Below are 23,086 nucleotides of genomic sequence, written 5' to 3'. Positions count from 1 at the left end.
CCTAGTTGAATTCTCTTATTTGCCCGAGTGGCCAATAAATGGCACACGTTTGCAAAACAACTTCAAAGCATGAAGGTAAATACCTTTAAAAATACTTAACGTCATAGCCGGAAACTGTTTAAGCACGGCACTAACCTGCTCTTTCGTGAGAGGCTGCTTTTGCAAACGCAGGGTTGCATCAAACAAAAGAGTGTCGTCTTTTTTATTTTCAATATGAATCATGGTGTTATCAGAATTCATTCTAATATGCCAATGATAGTTCATATCTAAGTTCATGAAAGGTGATACGGAGAAAACCTTTTTAAAGTTCACTTTTTTTTCAAGGGGTACGACATAATAATGACGTTCATTCCAGGGCGTGTTGCTGACTTCAGCAAGCATGTGAGTGAACTCGCCATGACTAGTTTGGAAGAAGAAAAAGTTAACCGGGCTAAAATAAATTCCTAAACAGCGCACCTGTCCGAGCATAAAAACATGGGTAAATTCATCGTCAATGCCAAGCTCTTTAATTTTGTTAAGTGCACGCTGCTTGAGTGGCAACTGCATATCGGTTTGATAATTAAAATAGTCGCTCTGATTAAATTTAAGCGCCTTGAAACCACTTAAGCCAAGCCAAGGATGAACTCCATTAAGCTCATCAGGCTTAGCTAAATCGACCCACATCATATAAAGCGGGTATTTAAAGTGATGCTCTTTTACGGCAAAGCGCCTATGGCGAACATCACCTACATATATGGCGCTATTCAAACTCGACTCCGAGTTGCTTTGCCACATTTACAGCGCTTCTTACACCATCTTCGTGGAAGCCGTTGTACCAGTACGCTCCGCAAAAATAGCTGTTATTTTTACCGTCAATAAGAGACTTTTGCTGCTGAGCGGCAATCGACTGCTTATTAAATACCGGGTGATGATAGGTAAACTCGCGTAAAATTTTATCTTTTTTAATGCCATCAAGGTGGTTAAGCGTGACACAAAATTGCGTGTCGCTTTGAATCCCTTGCAAAATATTCATCTGATAAGTTACAACAGCAGCTTTGTCTGTGTTGTTATTTAACAGATAATTCCAACTCGCCCATGCTGCTTTGCGTTTTGGTAGCAGTGTAGTATCAGTGTGTAGTACCACTGAATTAGCCGTATAAGGTATCGCTGAGAGAACACTTTTTTCGTCTTCGCTTGGGTCTAATAACAGCTTTAAAGCTTGATCTGAGTGGCAAGCAAACACAACTTTATCGAATGATTCACTGTGGCCATCATCAAAATGAACATGCACATTGTCATCTTTTCGAGATACCGAGCTGATATTACTATTTAAACGAATTTTATCAGCAAAACCTTGGATCATAGGTTTAATGTATTCGCGAGAGCCACCCGGAATAACATACCACTGCGGGCGATTAGTGATGTCCAACAAACCATGGTTATAAAAGAACTTAACAAAAAACTCTACGCCAACTTGCGCCATCTCTTTAATGCTTGTTGACCAAATAGCAGCGCCCATCGGCAAGATATAATGAAAACGGAAGAACTCGTTAAAATCATGCTCGTCTAAAAACTCACCTAGAGTTTGATTTGCTTTGTAATTTTTTTCAGCATGTAATGATTTACACACATCATTAAAGCGCACAATGTCTTTTAAAAGTTTCCAGAATTTAGGGCGAAAGATATTGCGTTTTTGTGCGAACAAGCTCCAAAAAGTATGACCGTTATATTCAAAGCCTGTTTGTTCGTTATGCACACTAAAGCTCATTTGGGTTTTCTGACGCTCAACGCCCAAGCGCTTAAGTAGTTTTTCAAAATATGGGTAAGTTCGGTCGTTAAAGACAATAAAGCCTGTATCAACAGCGTACTCAACGCCATCAACTTTTACGTCTATGGTTGCAGTATGGCCACCTATGTAGTCGTTTTTTTCAAATACGGTTACATCGTAGTGTTTATGCAATAGGTGCGCACAGCTTAAACCCGCTATGCCAGATCCAATAACAGCCACTTTTTTCAACGTGATAATCCTTTTGCAAGCTTCAGCCAAAGTGGCGTAGGAAGCATTCTTAAAAATTTTAAAATGAAGGTAAAACGGTGCGGAAAGTGCACTTCTTTGCGCCTTTTCGCGACCCCTTTATAAATATAATTTGCCGCTTTTTCTGCACTCACCGCCATAGGCATAGGAAAGTCGTTTTTATCAGTCAGCGGCGTTTTAACAAAACCAGGGTGAACTAAAGTGACATCGATATCTTTTAAATCAACCGCTAAGCTATTAGCTAAATAACTTACACCAGCTTTAGACGCACCATATGCTTGGCTGCGCGGTAAGGGTAAATAAGTCACACTAGAGCTTACGAGCACCAGCTGACCACCGGGCTTTATTTTTGGTAATAGCGCCTCAAGACAATAGCCCATACTGAGCAGATTTGTCGTGACTACCCGTTCAAACAATCTACTGTCAAAATTGCGAGCATCATCAATGTACTCACAATTACCAGCATTTAAAACAACCCGGTCAAATTGCGTATAAGCCACTGTGCTCGAACGAATATCTTGAAGGTCTGTTGCATCAAACTGGCAAGACTCAATATTTTGATGTTGGCTCAATTTAGCAAGCTTTTCTGAATTTCTACCGCATGCAATGACCTGTTCATTATTGTCTGCATAAAGCGTTGCTAATGACTCGCCAATACCTGAAGTTGCACCTGTAATTAATGTCGTCATTATGCACTCGCTCTTTTATCGATGTATTTCACAGCCGAGCCAAGCACGGGAATATGCCTGTAAAGCATAGCGCCTACGTCAAAATAGTCGCGATGATTAATTATTTTATCGCCAGCAAACTTTAAACGACTATGGCCTGCAACCGAGATTGCTTGGCCTTTGTTAAGCTTTGGATGTCGATATTGCATAGTCCAATAGATAAACGCGATGTCGTCTTTGCCCTCGGTATTTTCAGTAACATAGCTGTCTTCAATAACAAATTTGCAAGAAAGTACATTGGCGTAAAGGTTTTTGAAGTATTCACGCAGTTCCCCAAGACCATTTACCGCATGCAAGGGATCTGCGAAATGAATATCTGTATGATAGATTTCATTCAGTAACTGTAAATTGTCTTTATTGAGTGTTTGATAAACATCAATAAACCTATCAAGGATCGCCTTGTCCATGTCACACCTTAAATGCGTTAAGCGCTCGCTCTCGTGCGGCTTTATGATCAACAATTGCTGGCCAATAACTGCTCGACTTACCCTGTTTCGCTAGGTAATCATGCGGAAAATGGATTTGCTTAGCAGGTATTTTTTCCAGCTCTGGTAAATATTTACGGATAAATTCACCATCTGGATCAAACCGCTCGCTTTGGGTGATAGGGTTAAAAATTCGGAAATATGGCTGAGCATCACACCCCGTACTTGCAGCCCATTGCCAGCCACCGTTATTAGATGCAAGGTCGCCGTCTATTAGGTGGTGCATAAAAAAACGCTCGCCTTTACGCCAATCAATTAATAAATGCTTGGTTAAAAAGCTCGCAACCACCATGCGTAATCGGTTATGCATCCAGCCAGTTTGCAGAAGCTGCCTCATTGCAGCATCAACTAACGGGTAGCCTGTTTTACCTTCGCACCATGCTTTAAAGTCGCTGTCATCATCACGCCATTTCACAGCGTTGTATTTATCGTTAAAATTTTCGTACTTATTTAGGTTTGGATAAATCGCGATAAGGTGACGGTAAAACTCACGCCAAATCAATTCGTTAACCCAACAAAACAAGTTACTTTTACTGCTACGTAGTACATCTGGGTGGTGCTGTTGGATCAGTGCCAATAATTGATGAACGCTGATAATGCCAAGGGCTAAATATGGGCTTAAACCAGAGGTGCCTTTAATGCTTGGGATATCTCGCTGGTCTTGATATGTTGCGAGTTTTTCTTCTATAAAGCGCGCGCAAACGTGGCTGAGCGTTTCATCATCAAAAGGCCATTTTTCTGAGCTGCCGTCTGAGGCTAATAACTCACTTGGCTGCCACTCAATTGGCTCGAACATCTGTGGCGGCTCAGCAAAATAAAAGTGGGTGTCTTGATAAACTTTTAGCCATGCATTTTTAAATGGCGTGAATACTTTAAACATTTCGCCGCTTTGATTTTTAATGCTTCCCGGCGGCGCAATCACATCGCCGTCGTATGCATAAAAAGCAATCCCATTGCTGTCAGCGTGCTGTAAAAAGGCTTTATCTCGGTTTACTTCGTTAAGCTCATATTCGTTGTTAGCGTAGACATTTTTTACTTGATGTTGCTCGCAAAATGACGCTAATTTTTCAACACAACCAGCGTAATCTGCTGCATCAATAATGTGTAATTCAATACCTTTGCTAGCTAAAAGCTCCCCCAAGAAGCTAAGCCTACGCTTTAATAAATCTAGCTGGATAGCAGCCACATCATGCTTTTGCCATTGCTTTTCAGTAATAAAAAATACCGCATTTCTGCAACCATTTTCGATTGCCTGATACAAAGCGTCGTTATTAAAAAGGCGCAGATCGCGCCTAAACCAAAATAATGTATTCATTAAATTCCGTAGCGTAGTTTTAATTCGTTCGGATAGGGGTCAAGATACACTTGCTTAGCAAGATACTCGTTTGGATGCACTTTTAAATGATGCTTAATTAGCGTAAGTGGTACGTATAGTGGCACTAAGCCTTGGCGATATTCATCGATGGCATCACGTAGTTCTTGCTTTTCAATCTTAGAAAGCGATTTTTTAAAGTAACCTTGTAAATGCATTAATGTATTGGCGTTATTTTTACGTGAAGCTGGCTTTTTAAGGGCTGTCATTAACCCTAAAATGTATTCATCAGCCAAAGTTTGGATATTTTCGCCATCAAAAGTGCCAAGCAAATTCCCGAGACTACGGTAAGCTTCGTAGTTATGAGCCATCAATAAGTATTTATATTGGGCATGAAACTGAGTCAATCGATGAACTGTGAGGGGTTGCTCGCTTAATGTTTGCCAATGCTTGTAAGTATAAACACGCATTACAAAGTTTTCGCGAAGATGCATATCATTTAAACGACCGTTTTCTTCGCATGGTAACAATGGGTTATGTGCCATTATTTGCTCTGCAAAAAAGCCAACGCCTTCCGAGGTGTTACCTGTACCCGCTTCATTGTAGATTTTAATTCGTTCCATACCGCAACTAGGACTTTTCGCGCAAAAAACAAAGCCACTTAATTCTGCCGTTTGTTCTGTCGCAACGCGTTTACCGTATTCTGTTAACTTAGGGCCAACATCGCCAGTGCCATCAGGGCGGCACACTTTAATAGTATCGCCAACACGCACTTGACGAATAGTTGGTCGAGGGATTGGCAACCCTACCGCTACTTCAGGACAAAACTTTTTATATTCAACATGGTTAGCCAACTCATCCATGCAAAAATTAGATTTTTTGTGCCCGCTGTCAAAACGAACCTTGTCGCCTGCTAAGCAGGCGCTTAAACCAATTTTAATTGTCGATTGCTGCATATAAACTCTACTAATAGATAAGATTACCAATTGGGTTCAGTAATTTACTAATACCTTTATTGAAGTGTAGGGCACTACTTACAACTGTAAAGCACAAGCACCCTTCAATCGTTTTTGGTGTGTGATTGTGCCGGCCATCTAACATCATAAAGTCACCTGGAACATAGTGTCCGTCTTCATCACTAAACTCCCCATCTAATAATAAAGTGAGCTCAAAACCTGTATGTGTGTGATCTGGAATTTCACCACCCGCATCAATATGAAGCAAGCTTGCTCGTAACGCGCCATCATCTAAATCAATACGAGAGCGGGCAAGCTTACCAATTTGCATAAACTTGCTGTGGCCAATACGCGTGAGCGCTCTGGGTAAGGTGTAGGTTTTGTCTTTAACATTAACCGATACCTGCGCTTGCTCGTACACTTCATCAATTGATTCATCAGCGGTGATCGCATCAAACAAACTAGAATCGAACATGTCATCCATATCAAGAGCTGATTCAGTAAATACATTATCTGCATTTTTCGCTTCAAGCGCAGCGAGCTCTTTTTGACACACAGGACACATTTCAACATGAATAGCGACTGCAACACTCAAAGTGGCAGGTAAATTACCTTCACTGAACTTGGCAAGTAATTCGTTGCTAGGATGGTGCTTAATCATGGTGATCTCCCATTTCATTGCGTAACTTCTGCAAGGCTAAGCGAAGACGTGACTTCACTGTGCCTACGGGAATATTTAAATGTTCAGCAAGCTGTTCTTGCGACATATCTTGGAAATATACACCGCGCACAACTTCACGTTGCGCAAGGGGTAACTTATCAAGGTATTGTTTGATCTGTTTATCTTCTAAATGGTCACTAAATTCATGCTGGCCTGGCTCGGCTTCATCAATCAATGGCCAGATATCTTCACTGATGCACTCTTCTTTACTGCTCTTCATTTTTCTAAGCATATCGAAAGAAGCATTACGCATCACGGTATACACCCAAGTTGTCGCCGCACCTTTCTCTTTGTGGTAAAGATGCGCTTTGCGCCATACAGAGGTAAGGGTTTCTTGAACTAATTCCATCGCTTGCGCTTCAGAGCCAAATTGTTTGATCCCAAAACGTTTTATTTTCGGCGAAAAATATTGGAACAGCACAGCAAAAGCACGCTTATCACGGTGCGTTGCTACAGCAAATAAGGCATCAGCAAGCTCTTTGCTTGGTGTATCTGGCATGGCAGAATATTGACCTGTGTTAGGTTTACAACCGGTTTGAAGTTGTTGACTTACCATCTTTGTGTCATCCAATTATTGTCGTAAAAACTTATACGCCAAAAAGTTGATGTGAGATCACATTAATCAGTAAATTCGTTGTTAATTAGAGTATGGAGGAAACTTAGCAAGTTTTCAAAATTAGATTTAAAGGCAAGTTGTTGTTTTTTAACTAATGAAATAGGTAAAATTTCAAGCCAGCGGGCAACAACCCAAGCAAGATTGTCAAATTGTGGGGTTTTATATAGACCTGCTAAATCAGGCTGATTTGCAAACACAGCACGAAGCGTGTCGCTTAGTAAGGTGTTTTCGTCATTGATTGGTGTGTTTACATACCATGAAGGCGACGTAATTAGTTCGATGTCGGCATGGCGTAGTTGCTGCTTATCTTGATATGCGTTATGCATAGACACTGCACGTTCAGCATAAACATCAATTAATAATTGGCCACTATCATCTTGATTGAAGTCGGTTATTTGCACTAAACAACCCATTTCTGGCAAGTTAAGATCTGTGTCGTGTTGGTAAGTGCACAGCACAAAACCTGTATTATCTTGTACAGCTTCTTTGACCATCGTTAAGTAACGCTGCTCAAAAATTCTTAGCTTGGTGAACCCTTCAGGTAAAATAAAAACCGGTAAAGGAAAAATCGCACGCTTCATAAAGTCTACTATTCTAAAACCACATGCCTTTAATTACGTGCGTTTTTAATCCGCCGATCAATATTTCATGAAATCTTAATATCTACTTAGTACTCTAGAAGTTGAACCATTGCGCAACGTTACGAAATAATTCGATTGATGCATACGCACTGAGTAAACTCAAAACCGGTGCAACCATAAGTAAAAATAAGCTGATTTCACTACTCATTGTCTTGTTTCCTTACTGCTTGTTTGTTGCTTTAGGAGCTTGAGCAATTTTTACTTCGTCTTCTTTCGAAGCAATTGCATCTTCACTCATGTAAGTATCTAGTAACTTTTGAGCATCAAACTCAATGCTGTTCATTACACTTTCCTTCAGCTCGTTACTCGCTTGTTGAACATAGCTTTTAACAGATTGTGTAATTGTGTTGCTGATATCTAATTCAAAGTCAGTAGCGCTTGCTTGAGTTGACCCTAATACAAGTAACGCAGCAGTAGTTAATTTAAGTGAGTTATTCATAGTGGTATTCCTTGTCTCTTTAAGTAATTAGTCGTAATTACTTAATCAAAGGTTGTGCCACACTGAAAATATTTTTTAATTAATTGATTTATAAGAATTTAAATATAACTTTATTTTTCAACCTCATTCAGGACTGGTTAATATAACCAACAAATTTAAATTTTTTGACCAACATTTAGTGAAAAAATAAGCATTGCCAACTTCAGCGCACACTTGTACACTGAAACTGTTTTATTCACTCATTTTTAGTAGATAGATATGACAGAACAACTCCCTTATTCACACCAAGAAGAACAACTTAATGTGCTTACTCACGGCATGGGAGTCCTGTTTTCGGTATATGTACTGTGGGACTTAATTTCACAATCTAAAGTTGTGTCAGCTACGGTGAGCGCCATCGTGTATGGCTCAAGTCTACTGGTATTATTTTTAGCCTCGACCTTATATCACGCCAGTACCAGCGAGCGCATACGAGCCATTTATAAAAAATGTGACCACTGTGCGATTTACTTGCTTATTGCCGGTACCTACACGCCTTATTTAGTTATTTCGTTATCTGGGGCTTGGGCAATTGCCGCTTTGGTATTTATTTGGTCTTTAGCGCTGAGTGGGGTTGCGTATAAATTACTGGTCAAAAACACGAATAAAAAAGTCTCTCTCGCTACCTATTTATTGATGGGCTGGTTTGCATTAGCACTTGTTTACCCACTTTATTTGAACCTTGATTTAAGCGCTTTATGGTGGCTGCTAGCTGGCGGGATTGCCTACAGTTTAGGCACTGTGTTTTACAGCGCTAAAACCCGCCATTACAGCCATGCTATTTGGCATGTATTCGTGTTAGTTGGCTGTGTTTGTCATTACCTATCAATTAGTTTATATGTTTATTAGTCCCACTGGTGCAGGCGCATATTAATTTTAGCTTTATTAAAGGTAATACCTTCACTGAGTAGTTTTTGTCGTTGCTCGAGGTGTTTATTGCTGCCTTCAGGAAACGATATTTTACCCTGACTATTAACCACCCGATGCCATGGAATGCTTGAGCCTTCGGGCATTACTTTTAATAACCGCCCCACTAACCTTGAGTTATTAGGGTATCCCGCAAGTTTTGCTACTTGCCCATAACTGGCAACTTTCCCCTCAGGAATGGCACAAATAATGGTATAAATTAAATCTTCTTTAGTTGCCTGCTGCACGACTCGACTCCAAATAATGTTTACTGACTTCGCTAAAATCTTGCCAAATAGCTCTTGCAATAGGGCCATGATGAACCGAGTGCTGTCTAAATACACGAATTTCTGCACCAAACTGGTGTTCACGATCGATTATTTTAATTTGTTGTAATAAACCAGCGTCGATTTCGGCTTGGCAATGTTGCAAACTGATCATTGCCCAGCCAGCACCAGAGAGTAAAAACGACTTAACACTGGTTATATCGTCAATTTTCATTAATGCAGAGCCTAAGGTATAAGAAAGCCTGTCGCTATCAAAGCTCAAGTCGCTTTCAAACATGGCTAAACACGGGTAATTTTGAATTTCTGAAAAGGTGATTGAACTTGGCACCACATCAGGCGCGCTGACAATACCTATATCAAATTTACCAATTGGCAAACTTTCGAGATCCCCTGTTGCATGAAACAAATCAAACCAAGGGCCAATTCCTAAATCAGCCTCATGGCTATTAACTTGCTCAAGAGATACAAAACGTTTACCTGAAGAAATACTAAACTCTGTACTGGCAAAACGTTTAAATGTACGACTGATCACTTGGTTATAGCTGTTTTGATGACAAAGTTGCTCGTAGCATATTTTGTAATTGGCCTCATTACCTAATGCAAGCTCTTTAGCGAGTGAGCTTAACTCACTGTTTGCATTAAGCAATTGTCGGGCTTCTCGATAAAAAATACGGCCTTTTTCTGTTAGGTGTAACCGATACTGACTACGGTCTAGCAGCTCAAACCCAAGCTCTGACTCCAGCTTTTTAATTGCTAACGTGAGCGCGGGTTGAGTCTTATGCAATTTAAGTGCGGCTTGGCTCAAACTAGAGCTTTGCACAATAGCATCTAGAATGATTAATTGATTTAAATTCATTAATGGCAAACTATATAAATAAAACTTATGCTGTTTCTAAAATTTAATAATTTTTATTTTATATCTTTGCAGCGTATCCTGCAGCAAATTTATGCTTTCTTATCTATGGAGAAGACAATGAGATTGGCACCCGCCGTGTTAATGAGCAGTATGTTTCTGTTACTTGCGGCATGTTCAGAGCAAGCACAACAAGGTGAAGCAGAGCCGGTAGTTCGCCCTGTAAAACTGTTTGATATTGGTAATAATTCGGAGCAGAGCATTCGTAGCTTTCCTGCTGAAGTGGTTGCTAACCAAGGATCTTACCTTGCCTTTCGAGTAAATGGTGAGTTACTTGAGTTCCCTGCTCTTGCGGGCCAACACGTTGAGAAAGACCAGCTTTTAGCCAAACTGGATCCTGAAGATTTTCAACTGCAATATGATGAGCGCAAAGCACGTTATGAACTTGCAGCGTCTCAACTTGAGCGTGTGCAAAAGCTATTTAACCGCTCAATTGCCAGCCAATCTGAGTTAGACCAAGCCCTTGCTAATAAACAAGTTGCTGAGTCAGCGCTTAAAATTGCCAAAACCAACCTAGATAATAGCGAATTACGCGCGCCGTTCGCGGGTACTGTGGCAAAGGTATTTGTGAAAAACTTTGAAAACATTCAAGCAAAACAAAACATCCTACGCCTTGAAACCCGCGACCTAATGGATGTGGTTATTCAAGTGCCTGAAAAACTCATTGCACGCATCGATAAAGACGTTCACTATCAACCTGATGTTGTATTTGATGGTTATCCAAACAAGTCATATCAATTAACCATTAAAGAGTTTGATACCCAAGCCGACCCAATTACTTTAACGTATAAAGTTGTGTTTTCATTACCTGTGCCAGAAGATTTTAATCTACTTGCCGGTATGACTGGCCGCGTTGATATAGACTTAAGCAAAATCACCAGTTCACAATCACCTTATACATTACTGCCTGTTGAGGCGGTATTCTCAGAGCCTACTGAGTCTGAAAACGACAACAGCTATGTGTGGCTTTACGACGAAAATACCGGTTTAGTGCACAAACAAGCTGTTGAAGTTGGCCAATTACATCGTGATGGCATTGAAGTACTATCAGGTATTAAAGAAGGCCAAATCGTTGTGGCTGCTGGTGTGCACTTTTTAGAAGAAGGCATGAAAGTGCGTCCATGGCAAAAAGAGCGAGGCTTATAATGAGCTTTGCTGCACTCGCTATTGAAAGAAAAGTCATTAGCTGGATGTTCGCGCTGTTTCTACTTATTGGTGGAACCGTCGCTTACTTTGGCTTAGGACAACTTGAAGACCCTGAATTCACCCTAAAAAAAGCCATGGTGATCACCCTTTATCCGGGCGCGTCACCACAGCAGGTTGAAGAAGAAGTCACCTTCCCTATTGAAAATGCAATTCAACAGCTGCCGTATGTTGATTACGTAACCAGTATTTCATCACCGGGTAAATCGCAAATTACCGTCGAGATGAAAAGCAATTATCGTAAACAAGACTTACGCCAAATATGGGACGAACTGCGTCGTAAAATCAATGATCAGGCATCGTCGATGCCCTCAGGTGTTTATCCAAGCAAGATTATGGATGACTTTGGTGATGTATACGGGGTGATGTATGCAGTCACTGGCGATGGTTACTCTTACGATGAGCTAAAAGATTACGTTGATTATTTAAAACGTGAGCTTGTTTTGGTTGATGGCGTTAGTAAAGTAACAGTGGGTGGTGAGCAACAAGCACAAGTTATGGTTGAGATTTCAACCCGCAAGCTTGCTCAGTTAGGTATTTCGCCTAATCGTATTTATCAGCTTTTACAAACTCAAAATAGTGTGTCGAACGCAGGTAAAGTCCGCGTTGGCGATGAATCAATTCGCTTACACCCAACCGGTGAATTTAAAGACGTAAAAGAGCTCGAAAACTTACTTATTTCTAAGCCAGGTGAAAATGAGCTTATTTACTTAGGTGATGTTGCTACCGTTTTTCGTGAGTACGCCGAAGTCCCTAACAATATTATTCGCTATAACCAACAGCAAGCATTACTGGTAGGTGTGTCGTTTAGCACAGGCGTTAACGTTGTTGATGTAGGCGCAAATATTGATGCCCATTTAGCGTCACTAGAATATCAACGACCACATGGTATGGAAATAAACAGCGTTTATAACCAACCAGAAGAGGTTGAGAAGTCAGTTAGTGGCTTTATTATCAGCCTACTTGAAGCTGTTGCCATCGTTATTATTGTACTTTTAATATTTATGGGCTTTAAGAGCGGCGTACTGATTGGTGTAATACTGCTACTGACCGTATTAGGTACCTTCATTTTCATGAAGTTGTTTGCCATTGATTTACAGCGGATTTCGCTTGGTGCCTTGATTATAGCTTTAGGGATGCTAGTAGATAATGCCATTGTAGTAACCGAAGGTATATTAATAAACCTCAAACGCGGTCAAACAAAACTGCAAGCGGCGACTAACATCGTTAATCAAACCAAGTGGCCATTACTCGGTGCTACGGTTATTGCCATTACTGCCTTTGCGCCAATTGGCTTGAGTTCAGATGCCAGTGGTGAATTTGCTGGCAGCTTGTTCTGGGTGTTGTTTATTTCCTTGTTACTAAGCTGGATCACCGCCATTACCTTAACGCCTTTTTTCGCTGATTTAATGTTTAAACAAGCAGAAGAAAAACAGCCGCATCACGATGAAGACCCTTATCAAGGTGTTATTTTTAATGTTTATAAAGGCGTGTTACATACTGCAATGCGGTACCGTAAAACCACGCTACTGCTAATGGTGATCCTGCTGGTTAGCTCAGTTTATGGCTTTAAATTTATCAAGCAGTCGTTCTTCCCAGCATCGAATACACCGATGTTCTATGTCGATTATTGGCATACACAAGGCGCTGATATTCATACCACTATGGATGGTGTTGCAAAGCTCGAAAAATTCTTACAAGACGACCCACTGGTTGAAGAAATTACCACAACAGTTGGACAAGGTGCACCGCGTTTCATGCTGACTTACGCACCTGAAAAATCATACCCAGCTTATGGGCAATTGATTATTCGAGTAAAAGACCGCGAAGCTGTTACAACCATGATCAAAAAAGTACGCGATTACCAACACGAGCATGTACTTGATGCTCAGCTCAAAGTAAAACGTATGGAAATTGGCCCATCAACAGATGCAAAAATTGAAGCGCGTTTTTCTGGTGCTGATCCTGTGGTACTTCGCCAATTAGCAAAAGAGGCGAAAGACATTCTGCATCAAGATGCGGGGGCATTTAATATTCGTGACGATTGGCGTGCTCGCTCGAAGTTAATTCGTCCACAATTTAACGAGCAAAAAGCCCGTCGTTTAGGGATTGCTAAATCAGACCTTGATCAGCTGCTGTTAACTAGCTTATCGGGTAAACAAGTGGGCGTATATAAAGACGGCACGCAAATGCTGCCTATTATTGCTCGCTCACCTGCTGAAGAGCGCTTAAACGTTGAAAGCTTGCGCGACTTACAAATTTACAGCCCAGTGTTAGGAGTGTTTGTTCCGGTGACACAAGTGGTTGATGATTTTGTTGTTGAGTGGGAAGACAGCTTGATCATGCGACGTGACCGTAAGCGTACCATCACTGTAATGGCTGACCACGATGTTATTGGCGATGAGACTCCAGCGAAGCTCTTTGCACGTGTTCGTAAAGACATAGAAGCTATTGAACTACCTCGTGGCTATGAATTGCAATGGGGCGGCGAGTATGAGTCATCAACAGATGCGCAAAAAGCGATTTTTGGGTCATTACCTCTTGGTTACTTAGCTATGTTCGCTATAACTGTATTGCTGTTCAATTCAGTTAAAAAGCCTTTAGTGATTTGGGCAACAGTGCCACTCGCCATTGTGGGTGTATCAGCTGGTTTATTACTCATGAATGCAGCATTTAGCTTTATGGCCCTTCTTGGCTTACTGAGCTTAAGCGGTATGCTCATTAAAAACGGCATTGTATTAGTTGATCAAATTAACCTTGAACTTGATAGTGGTAAAGACCCTTACAAAGCAGTATTCGACTCTGGTGTAAGCCGTGTTCGCCCTGTAGCGATGGCTGCAATTACTACCATTTTAGGCATGATCCCACTGCTGTTTGACGTGTTCTTCCAGTCAATGGCGGTAACCATTATGTTTGGTCTTGGTTTTGCGACAGTACTGACACTGATTGTTGTGCCTGTGCTTTATACCATGCTGTTTAAGATCAAAGTACCAAAGCAGCGTCACGCTAATTAATACAGATTGACTCTCAACCAAAAGCCCTTTCAGCAAACTGTTAGGGCTTTTTCTTTATTACCTATTATTTTAAAAGGTAATAAAATCCGCCACAGCCAGCAAATAAAAATAAGCAACACCAAAAATAAAAACGCACTGGTTCTTGGTGCTTATAAATGGTAGTGATACTTCCTATATAGCTTCAGCTACCTAAACGAATGTTATTCGTAAGTAATCCCAACACCCCATAACCAACAAACAATAGGGATGCAATAAAGATAAATGCATTCTGAAAAGTACCCATTGATAACCCAGTTTATTAGTCATGCAAAATTGGTCAGCTATCAATCATTAACTTATTTATTCTCGGTAAAGTCGGGTGCCGAGAGCTCGCCTGTGTCTAGCATAAATTTTTGTTATTTAAGGTGGGTTAAGGTGGGTGTCTAGTTAACGTTATTTAAGATGGGTGTCTAGTTACTTTTAAAGTGGATTTCCATTTAAAGTGGGTGTCCATTTTTGGGGAAGCGCACTAGCTTTCGTGAAATTTATTTAACGTGGCTGTCCATTTTGATGATCTGGTTATGGCTCTAAATAAAGTGGGTGTCTGTTTAATGATTAACTTATCAGCTTGTGTGCTAACCTATTTCTGCTGATTTAGTACTTGAAGAATTAAGATGTTTAGAAGTGGTTTTTACTTACTGATTGCAATACTCAGTGGAACTTTAAGTGCCAATGAAAAAGCATACTATCAGCATGAGTCTAATGTGGCTTTTCACGTTGCCGTTGAAAGTTTATCCGATGCTGTTTTAGCAATTGAAGGACAAAATGGATTGATATTTAACTCAAGATGGATTTTTGGGGAAATAGGCACACCAGTCGCAGATATTTGTGAAGGGCAACAATCAGCCGATTTTGAGTTCGGGTGTGATTCTGTTTCAAACCGTGCTGTTGAATCTCATTACGACTTTCCACAACACAGTCAAATTGCTCTGTATTTTAGACCTAACTTGATTGTGAATGGACTCAAATTGATTGAAGCAAGTGTTAAAAACAATAAAGTAGCGCTATTACATTACTATTTGAAGATGACCATACAAAAGAGCTATTCTTTGTAAGAAAACATCAACTTATCGATATTATCGCGAAAAAACTCACTAAAAAAGAATTTAAACAGAAAAGAGACCGTCTTGAAGCTGATGCCATTGCCCCTAATAAAGGCTAGGGTTGAAATCAGTATCATTTAGAACCCTGAAGGGAACCTGTAAAGACTAGTCAGGGCTCTAATGCGCTGAAGCTTACTTTTTCAGACTTAATGTGCCGGTGCGTTTAGTACTGCTTCGCTTCGTTTGATTTGGTTTTGATGAGTGAGAATTGCCAGCCTTTGCTCTTGATTGACCTTGCTTGGCATCACTGCGTGCTTTTTTCACGTATTTAGAAAAGTCGCGCTTTTTTTCTTCTTCATTGCGTGGCTTTTGCTTAGCACGAGCTTGCGTTGGCTGTTTGTTTTCATCAATTGAACGCTCTTCCGTTTTACCTGAATCTGCAATTGAGTTATTGATCTCAGCCATTTCTTGTTCGGTTAAGTGACGCCACTGCCCTACTTTTAAACCCTTTAGGGTCACGTTCATAATTCGTGTGCGCTTTAAAGTCACCACTTCATAGCCTAAATATTCACACATACGGCGTATTTGGCGGTTTAAGCCTTGTGTTAGCACAATGGTAAATTGCTGCGGGCCCGTTTGTTTAACCTTACACTTTTTAGTAACGGTATCGAGGATAGGAATACCATTTGCCATCTTATTAACGAACTGGCGATTAAGTGGTTTATCAACCGTTACTACGTATTCTTTTTCATGATTATTACCAGCGCGAAGAATTTTATTAACGATGTCGCCTTCGTTAGTTAAGAAAATTAAGCCTTCTGAAGGTCTATCTAAGCGTCCAATTGGGAAAATACGCTCGGGGTAATTAACTGCTTTAACAATATTGCTTTGGATTTTTCGCTCAGTCGTACAAGTAATACCAACTGGTTTGTTATAGGCAATATAAACCAGCTTAGGCTTTGCTTTTAAAGGCTTGCCATCAATGAGTACATCATCGGCATCACTGACTTTTACGCCCATTTCAGGCAAGTTGCCATTAACAGTAACACGACCTTCTTCAATATATTTATCTGCCTCACGGCGTGAACAAAAACCTGTTTCACTGATAAATTTATTTAATCGCTTTAACTCTGTCATGGCACACTTCTGTCTGGATTTTAAAGCCGCTAGTTTATACCAGAAGCCTTTACCAAGCTAGGTAGAATCTAGGCTCTTTGACTACACTTTTAGTGTTGCGCTGCGTTTTTGGGCTTTTCGCTCAATAAACTATGTAGCGTATCAAAATCGAAGGCGTACTCAGTGCTTTTACTGTTTTGCAGTAAGAAGGCTTCAAAAGGGATAACCGACCAATCTTTGATGTTTCTTAGCCAGCGGTAACTTTGAATATTGTGCTTTGTGATCACACCAAGCTTAAACTTAATCGCATCGTGATTCTGCCAATAAGGGTTGCCATTATGATGATCGACCACGCTAATTAGTGCCCACGCTCCCATCATAAAATGCCCGCCAACACTGGCAGTGAGTTTTTGTTGTTCAATTAAGTCTAAATTATCATCAAGCCAGTCTATGCCACCTATGAAATAGGCTTTATCTGTTTTACCTTTCACAGCTTCTAGGGCGCCTTGCGCCATTAAATCAGACGCACACCAAATCACATTGCTATCAGGGTGTCGTTGCAATAATCGGCTTACTTTATTCGCAGCCTCCTGCTTACTCCAATTTGCATAGACAACTTGCTCAAGCTCAACACCTTGTTTACGTAAATAATGAACGAGGCCATCACTGCGGGTGTCAGATTCAGTACCATAATGGCCATTAATAGCAACAAAATGAGGCGTTTGCTTTGTATTTATTGCCTCATCAAGTAAGGCTTTGCCAAGTTGCTCACCGGCTTTGAAGTTATCGTGAAATACTTCACCTAACCAATACTTAAAGCGCTGACGGGGTTTACCGACTTCGTCTCGTTCTACGCCAACAATCGTTTCTTCAAGGGTGATAAATTTAATTTTGTGCTGCTCAAGCAAGGTCATTGACTGCTCTGCACCACCTGGGTAATTAATTAAAATTGCGTAGTCGGGTTTAGCGTTATATTGAAGGTATTGTTTCAGCTCAGCTAATTGAATGTGGCGATTTCCACCGCCATAAATTGTTGTAAGAGCGACATTATTTTGCTTGGCAGCAACCTGCATCACATTAGTCACTCTTTGCCAAAATAAATCACTTTTAACTGAGGGGTTAACTAACAGCACAGAGAATTGCTCGCCAGCATATAGCGGTGAATAGCTAAGCAAGGTTAGAACAAAAAAGTAAATCCGCATTACCGCCTCACTCTATTATAATTATTGTATACGAGGAATTAATTAGATAATTTTCGCCAAATTAACTCGCACGGACCTTGTTTAAAATACATACGATATACTTTACAAAAAAACAATTGAAAAACAAGCGCAACAGCAATAACCAACCAATAATCTATGCGATCAAAATTAAGTGCTGCGCTTGGGTATACGACTTTAAAAAACAGGATAAAAATCACTGTTTGCATTAGATACAGCGTTAATGACATGCGTCCAGCTTGCTGTAGCAGTAACCAGTTACTGGGGGAATTTTTAACTATTTTCACAATGATGTGGCAATAACAAATGGCCATAGCTAAAGCAGCAAGCCAATTAATAGGTTCTGCTATCGCGTACATGAATACACTTTGGTCAGGCTCTATCATCAACCTTAGAGCCGTAAAACTTATCGCTACAGCAGTAATCAACTTAAGCTGAGAGTGTGTTAAACCTTTAACAAATACCCTTTGTTTATATAAATAAACGCCCATCAGCATTAACCCTGCAGCCATCCACAAAGTGATAAGCGGCACAGCAATAAGCATTATTATAAAAATCAAAAAGTTACTGACGAATCCTGCAAAATAAGAAGAATAAGCCGCGTCATACGCCATTAAAAAGCTCTCAGAGCTTCTCGTTACAGGGCTAAACTCTGGCTCTACAAAGGCAAGTAAGAATGAAATAAAGGCGCCGAGAAGTAAAAACAACATACCCATACGCAAGTTTTTTTCTTCATCTTGCTGACTAAATTTAAGCGTTAACCAGCCAGCACAAGCATAAATAAACAAAATATCACCAGCCCATAATAAAAAACCATGGGCAAGGCCTATAAATGCCAAAACTTTTAGCCGTTTATGTTGTTTTTCAACATTTTGCCAAAGCTGCCATTGAATAACTAAAGATGCTCCGAATAACAAGCAAAAAAGGCTTCTAAAACGCCCATCAATAAACACGGTATTAATAGTGAAAATTAGCGAGTCTGAAAAGGGTGGCGTAGCACTTGGGGTATAGTCATACTCAAACACAGCAAAGGTGTAGATGTTCATAAACATCAAGCCGAGTACCGCAATACCCCGTAACACATCCATATTTATATTGCGCATAAATCCCTTATAGGTTTTGCCTGCAGCTATCACTCCAATTTACTGCATTTTCGTATATCTTGGGAAGATCTGCGCTTTCAATGCTTAGATAGGCAACAGCCTGTTCAAGCGCCCACCAACTACCAGTTTCGTACGCTTTAACCGTTTCAAGTATGTAATAGAGGATATTTTTTTCTTGCATGAGAGCAGCATGAATTTCGTCAGGAAACGGCAATCTATCCAATAACTTTTCCATAGGTTGATCTAATATGGCATCAAGTAATGAAAATAGCCCTGTTAAAAATGCCTCACCAGTGTGCTGTTTAGCAACACGCTGAGCGATTAATTCACAAAAACGGGCTCTTACAACACAAAGCCGAGTCAACTCGGCTGGTTTTGACTGGGCACTGTGGGCAGTAATAATTAGGCTAACAAACTTTTTAAGTCGTTCATGACCTAAATAAACAAGCGCTTGTTTTAATGAGCCAATTTTACTCTTTATAGGAAAAACACCGCTATTTATTAAACGTAACAGTTTATAAGCAAGTGCAGTATCTAAAGAAAACAAACCAGCGATTTCACTGATATCTGGATCTGGGCGCATGACTTGTGCATAAATCGATAATACCAGCGCATAATTGTAATCAATATCACGATGCTGAATCATCTTCGGTTTAGCAAAAAAATAACCCTGAAAAAAATCAAAGCCCATTTTATGCGCTTTTTCGTAATCATCAGCTGTTTCGAGTTTTTCAGCTAATAGCTTTATCTTTTGATACTTTTTTAATTTATGAACAATCGGGGCCAATTCTTCAAAAGGGGTTTGCTGAACATCAAACTTTATTAAACGAATAAGTTTTAAAAAACGGTCCCATTCGGGTTGGTAAACAAAATCATCCAACGCTAATTTATAGTTGTTATGAAATAACTCACGGCAATACTCGTAATTTTCGTCCGTTGGCTCAATGGTTTCAAGTAACTCAATCACGACATCATTTGTTGGCAAAAACGCGCAAAGGTCCAGCTTCAAAGACTCTGGACCAATATTAATCAATGCTTTTTTACCCGACGTTATATGACGAGTACCTAAATTGAGCTGGTTTTCCATAATTAGGCGAGCCGTTGCCGTGCTCTCTGACACATCAGGAAAACTATTTTGTAAACTATCTCTAAATAGTAGCTCATAGGCGACAACTTGTTGACGACGATTAAAGACCGCTTGCCTAGCAACAAATACAGCCACTTTACCTACTTTTCTTATTTTATATCACACTAAGTAATTAATAGCTGAAATTGGTAAAAAAGTCACCTAATTACCATGAATCACTTACTTTTTATTGATATAAGCCAGATAAATAGCCTTCTGCAACGGATTGCCACGTAAAACGGGCATTTCGAGCCTGTTCACATATTGAGCACCATTTTTCTGGTTGCGATTTTTTAAGCTCAAGCGCATCACTAAAACTAGTAACAAGTTCGTAGCTTTGTGATGCCAAACTCTCGCCTTGGAAACTAAAACCACTCACATGATGTTCTACTGTATCACGTAAACCACCTACACCATGTACTAAGCACGGCTGTCCTGCTCGCATTGCTAACATCTGGCTAATACCGCACGGCTCAAATGAACTTGGCATTAAAAATAAATCGCCTAAGTGGTACATGTATTCACCAACATAATGCGCATAACCTTTTAAAAATAGCAGGTTATCTTGACGTGCCATAACTGATGTCATGATGTGCTCAAGTTCAGTATCCCCTGAGCCTAAAATAATCATGTAGCCGTTATGTTGTTTTAAACGCTGACATAACTCATCTAACACAAGCCCTTTATCATAAGGCTGACGAAGTAACAGTGCTTTTTGGTCCGTTAAACGACCCACACTGGTTACTAATGGCCCAGAAAACGGCCGTGTTTTAAATTGAAGTAATCGTTGATGCGCTATGTAATAGCTTGAATCTAATACTGGGCTTTTTGCCATCCATTGAAATAACGCATTTTCGGCATGTTGATAAAGACTCGCTAAGCTGATGTCTTCAAGCTTCATTCCTGGGTACTCGCAACCATTAAGAATGCCCACTACACGCCCTTGTTCATAGGCAGCCTGCAAGTCAGCTTCAAGTCCCTCACCACCAAAAAAGCCCTTTTCAGCATCACTTGGACGCAGTACTTCTTGGCAATAAGTTGGCGAAACAAGGTGTACTTTATCAACCAGGTTAATAGCAGTACGCATTGGGTTAAAGCAATCAAAATAGCGCGGATCGCATAACCTTTCGCCGTTATAACCTAAACTTGGGAACCAGGCTTCTAGGCTTGAGCTATCACCTTTGAAAGGACGTATCCCTTGCAATGCAAGGTTATGTACTGTGTAAGCTAAAAATAAGTGCGCTAGTTTTCTATAGCGGCTATCTGATTTAAGTAATAGAGCAACACAAGCACTGTGCCAATCATGTAAATGCACAACATCCGGCGTGCGAATAAGCCCTTGTAATAAGGCTTCGCAAACAGCAGCGTTAAAAAGAGCAAACTTACTTGCATCGGTTGCAAACGGACGGCCCGGTTCATCATTACAATAAACAGCGCCGTTATGGCGGCTAAATTCCCAATGAGAAATAAGCAGTTGCGTTATACCTTCTTCACTTTTAGCAAGCTTCCACACATCCAGTTTTTGCATTTGACCTGCAAAGGGCACGTGCACTACACCTATGTGATGCCGCTCTAAATACTCAAAGCCATAATCTGGGATCACCACATCAACACTAAGGCCTTTTTCTACTAACGCTTTAGGGCAATCTCTAACAACATCTGCTACACCACCGACTTTTGCATTCGGTAATGCATCATTCTCTGCAGCTACCATCAATACATGCATGCTTTGCAGTACTCCATAAAACTTTTATACCAATTGGCAATAATACTTAATTAAGCAAACTGGTATTATTCAAATATAAATAAAGGAGGGACATGCCCTCCCTTTTTGTCTTAGCGCGATTGCTTAAGCAAGGCGTTTATTATCTTGCTCTTGTTGCTCTAACTTCTTTGCAAGCTCATTCAACATATCACGAGTGACCAGCACAATCCCTTTTTTCGAGACTCTAAAGCCATTTTCTTTGTCGACTTTGTTATCGTAACCGATTTCAAGTCCTTCGGGGATCTCACAGTTACGGTCAATAATAGCACGCCTAATCTTACAATTTCGGTTGATCTTAACACCTGGTAATATCACTGATTCTTCGATTTCACAGAATGAATGAACATATACATTCGAGAAAAGTAGTGACTTCTTAACTTTAGAACCAGAAATAATACAGCCACCTGATACTGTTGAATCAACAGCCATACCACGTCTGTCATCATCGTCAAAAATGAATTTAGCAGGTGGTAACTGCTCTTGATAAGTCCAAATTGGCCATTTTGGATCATAAAGGTCAAGCTGTGGCTGTGGCATTACCAGCTCCATGTTGGCTTCCCAGAATGAGTCAAGTGTACCCACATCGCGCCAATACGGCTGACCATCGGTGTTAGAATCTCTAAACGGATAGGCAAACACGTTATGCTCTTCGATGATAGCAGGGATAATATCGTGACCGAAATCTCGGCCAGAACCTTCAGTTTCTGCGTCTTTTTTCAATTGTTCAAATAAGAACTCAGTATTGAAAATATAGTTACCCATTGATGCTAAACAGGTCCCTGGCTTACCAGGCACAGAAGTAGGCTCAGCGGGTTTTTCATCAAAACGACGAACACGATTACTTTCATCAACTGTCATTACACCAAATGTATCTGCCGCTTCTTCGCAAGGTACCTCAATACAACATACCGTCATATCAGCACCTGTCTCAACGTGTTTAGCCAACAAACCACCGTAGTCCATACAATAAACGTGGTCACCCGAGAGGATCATCACATACTTAGGCAGCTCATGGCGGATAATATCCATATTTTGGAATACCGCATCAGCTGTACCACAATACCAGTCATCTCCATTTCGCTGAGAGGCAGGAAGTATTTCAACTGATTCCCCCAATTCTTTTTTGAAATGGCCCCATGCACGATTTACGTGACGAATTAACGAGTGCGACTTATATTGAGTAGCAATACCAACTCGACGAATACCTGAATTTATACAGTTCGACAGTGGAAAGTCGATGATTCGGTGTTTGCCACCAAAATAGACTGCTGGTTTAGCACGCCAGTCTGTTAATTCATGTAAACGTGAACCTCGCCCTCCTGCTAGGATGAGGGCATACGTTTCTCTTGTTAAACTACTTATATATCGGTTTGCATAACTTGGCATAACTCTCTCCGTCT

The 23,086-nt window shown here is 40.5% G+C and carries 22 protein-coding genes; 4 read left to right on the top strand and 18 right to left on the bottom strand.

Annotated elements, in window-relative coordinates; genetic code table 11:
• Positions 1 to 15: 15 nt before the first annotated feature.
• The 10 genes from CWC02_RS04175 to CWC02_RS04130 form a co-directional block, all read right to left on the bottom strand.
• On the bottom strand, positions 16 to 747 hold the full coding sequence (locus CWC02_RS04175; protein ID WP_138616594.1) for a DUF1365 domain-containing protein: 732 nt from the start codon (positions 745 to 747) through the stop codon (positions 16 to 18).
• On the bottom strand, positions 740 to 1,996 hold the full coding sequence (locus tag CWC02_RS04170; protein ID WP_054551992.1) for an NAD(P)/FAD-dependent oxidoreductase: 1,257 nt from the start codon (positions 1,994 to 1,996) through the stop codon (positions 740 to 742). The genes CWC02_RS04175 and CWC02_RS04170 overlap by 8 nt, the downstream gene beginning before the upstream one ends.
• Entirely contained in the window at positions 1,993 to 2,703 is a 711-nt protein-coding gene (locus CWC02_RS04165) for an SDR family NAD(P)-dependent oxidoreductase (RefSeq protein WP_138616592.1), read from the bottom strand. Before CWC02_RS04165 ends, CWC02_RS04170 begins: the two co-directional genes overlap by 4 nt.
• Complete coding sequence (locus CWC02_RS04160) at positions 2,703 to 3,149, bottom strand: nuclear transport factor 2 family protein (protein WP_138616590.1); 447 nt, start codon at positions 3,147 to 3,149, stop codon at positions 2,703 to 2,705. Before CWC02_RS04160 ends, CWC02_RS04165 begins: the two co-directional genes overlap by 1 nt.
• A gap of 1 nt (position 3,150) precedes the next feature.
• A complete protein-coding gene (gene phrB / locus CWC02_RS04155) occupies positions 3,151 to 4,542 on the bottom strand; it encodes a deoxyribodipyrimidine photo-lyase (protein ID WP_138616588.1) in 1,392 nt (463 codons plus the stop codon).
• Positions 4,542 to 5,495 (bottom strand): YbgA family protein, encoded by a 954-nt coding sequence (locus CWC02_RS04150; protein ID WP_138616586.1) that lies wholly within the window; start codon positions 5,493 to 5,495, stop codon positions 4,542 to 4,544. The genes phrB and CWC02_RS04150 overlap by 1 nt, the downstream gene beginning before the upstream one ends.
• A 10-nt stretch (positions 5,496 to 5,505) precedes the next feature.
• A complete protein-coding gene (locus tag CWC02_RS04145; protein WP_138616584.1) occupies positions 5,506 to 6,156 on the bottom strand; it encodes a ChrR family anti-sigma-E factor in 651 nt (216 codons plus the stop codon).
• Positions 6,149 to 6,772, bottom strand: a complete 624-nt coding sequence (locus tag CWC02_RS04140) for a sigma-70 family RNA polymerase sigma factor (protein ID WP_054551986.1) — start codon at positions 6,770 to 6,772, stop codon at positions 6,149 to 6,151. Before CWC02_RS04140 ends, CWC02_RS04145 begins: the two co-directional genes overlap by 8 nt.
• A 62-nt stretch (positions 6,773 to 6,834) precedes the next feature.
• Positions 6,835 to 7,413, bottom strand: coding sequence for an LON peptidase substrate-binding domain-containing protein (locus CWC02_RS04135; RefSeq protein WP_138616582.1), 579 nt, complete (start codon positions 7,411 to 7,413; stop codon positions 6,835 to 6,837).
• Between the two features lie 220 nt (positions 7,414 to 7,633).
• Positions 7,634 to 7,912, bottom strand: a complete 279-nt coding sequence (locus CWC02_RS04130) for a hypothetical protein (RefSeq protein WP_138616580.1) — start codon at positions 7,910 to 7,912, stop codon at positions 7,634 to 7,636.
• A 258-nt stretch (positions 7,913 to 8,170) separates the two neighbouring features.
• Here CWC02_RS04130 and trhA point away from each other — a divergent pair, with 258 nt between their 5' ends.
• On the top strand, positions 8,171 to 8,800 hold the full coding sequence (gene trhA / locus CWC02_RS04125) for a PAQR family membrane homeostasis protein TrhA (protein WP_138616578.1): 630 nt from the start codon (positions 8,171 to 8,173) through the stop codon (positions 8,798 to 8,800).
• Here the strand turns inward: trhA and CWC02_RS04120 are convergent.
• Both CWC02_RS04120 and CWC02_RS04115 read right to left on the bottom strand, forming a co-directional pair.
• The gene (locus tag CWC02_RS04120) at positions 8,797 to 9,105 is read right to left on the bottom strand and encodes an MGMT family protein (protein WP_249364077.1); all 309 of its coding nucleotides are present in this window, start codon (positions 9,103 to 9,105) and stop codon (positions 8,797 to 8,799) included. The genes trhA and CWC02_RS04120 overlap by 4 nt on opposite strands.
• On the bottom strand, positions 9,089 to 10,000 hold the full coding sequence (locus CWC02_RS04115) for a LysR family transcriptional regulator (RefSeq protein WP_138616574.1): 912 nt from the start codon (positions 9,998 to 10,000) through the stop codon (positions 9,089 to 9,091). Before CWC02_RS04115 ends, CWC02_RS04120 begins: the two co-directional genes overlap by 17 nt.
• Positions 10,001 to 10,117: 117 nt before the next feature.
• On the opposite strand from CWC02_RS04115, the gene CWC02_RS04110 reads away from it, so the two are divergent.
• The 3 genes from CWC02_RS04110 (at position 10,118) to CWC02_RS04100 (ending at position 15,368) form a co-directional block, all read left to right on the top strand.
• A complete protein-coding gene (locus CWC02_RS04110; RefSeq protein WP_138616572.1) occupies positions 10,118 to 11,203 on the top strand; it encodes an efflux RND transporter periplasmic adaptor subunit in 1,086 nt (361 codons plus the stop codon).
• Positions 11,203 to 14,274 carry an efflux RND transporter permease subunit gene (locus CWC02_RS04105; protein WP_138616569.1) on the top strand — a complete coding sequence of 1,024 codons (3,072 nt, stop codon included), beginning with the start codon at positions 11,203 to 11,205 and terminating at the stop codon, positions 14,272 to 14,274. Before CWC02_RS04110 ends, CWC02_RS04105 begins: the two co-directional genes overlap by 1 nt.
• A gap of 653 nt (positions 14,275 to 14,927) precedes the next feature.
• Positions 14,928 to 15,368 (top strand): hypothetical protein, encoded by a 441-nt coding sequence (locus CWC02_RS04100; RefSeq protein ID WP_138616567.1) that lies wholly within the window; start codon positions 14,928 to 14,930, stop codon positions 15,366 to 15,368.
• Positions 15,369 to 15,548: 180 nt separating this feature from the next.
• Here CWC02_RS04100 and rluF read toward each other — a convergent pair whose 3' ends face one another.
• The 6 genes from rluF to glgC form a co-directional block, all read right to left on the bottom strand.
• Positions 15,549 to 16,493: a 23S rRNA pseudouridine(2604) synthase RluF gene (gene rluF, locus CWC02_RS04095; RefSeq protein WP_058584133.1), complete on the bottom strand. Its 945-nt coding sequence runs from the start codon at positions 16,491 to 16,493 to the stop codon at positions 15,549 to 15,551.
• Between the two features lie 89 nt (positions 16,494 to 16,582).
• Positions 16,583 to 17,674: an ABC transporter substrate-binding protein gene (locus tag CWC02_RS04090; RefSeq protein ID WP_138616565.1), complete on the bottom strand. Its 1,092-nt coding sequence runs from the start codon at positions 17,672 to 17,674 to the stop codon at positions 16,583 to 16,585.
• Positions 17,675 to 17,712: 38 nt separating this feature from the next.
• Complete coding sequence (locus CWC02_RS04085; RefSeq protein WP_138616563.1) at positions 17,713 to 18,795, bottom strand: DUF418 domain-containing protein; 1,083 nt, start codon at positions 18,793 to 18,795, stop codon at positions 17,713 to 17,715.
• Between the two features lie 7 nt (positions 18,796 to 18,802).
• Positions 18,803 to 20,017 (bottom strand): EAL and HDOD domain-containing protein, encoded by a 1,215-nt coding sequence (locus CWC02_RS04080; RefSeq protein ID WP_138616561.1) that lies wholly within the window; start codon positions 20,015 to 20,017, stop codon positions 18,803 to 18,805.
• A gap of 91 nt (positions 20,018 to 20,108) precedes the next feature.
• Positions 20,109 to 21,647, bottom strand: a complete 1,539-nt coding sequence (locus CWC02_RS04075) for a glycogen synthase (RefSeq protein ID WP_138616559.1) — start codon at positions 21,645 to 21,647, stop codon at positions 20,109 to 20,111.
• Between the two features lie 123 nt (positions 21,648 to 21,770).
• Positions 21,771 to 23,072: a glucose-1-phosphate adenylyltransferase gene (gene glgC / locus CWC02_RS04070; RefSeq protein ID WP_138616557.1), complete on the bottom strand. Its 1,302-nt coding sequence runs from the start codon at positions 23,070 to 23,072 to the stop codon at positions 21,771 to 21,773.
• Positions 23,073 to 23,086: the final 14 nt, after the last annotated feature.

This window comes from Pseudoalteromonas sp. S2721, from assembly GCF_005887425.1.
Taxonomy (GTDB): domain Bacteria; phylum Pseudomonadota; class Gammaproteobacteria; order Enterobacterales; family Alteromonadaceae; genus Pseudoalteromonas; species Pseudoalteromonas simplex.
This window is presented reverse-complemented; position numbering and strand designations above follow the sequence as displayed.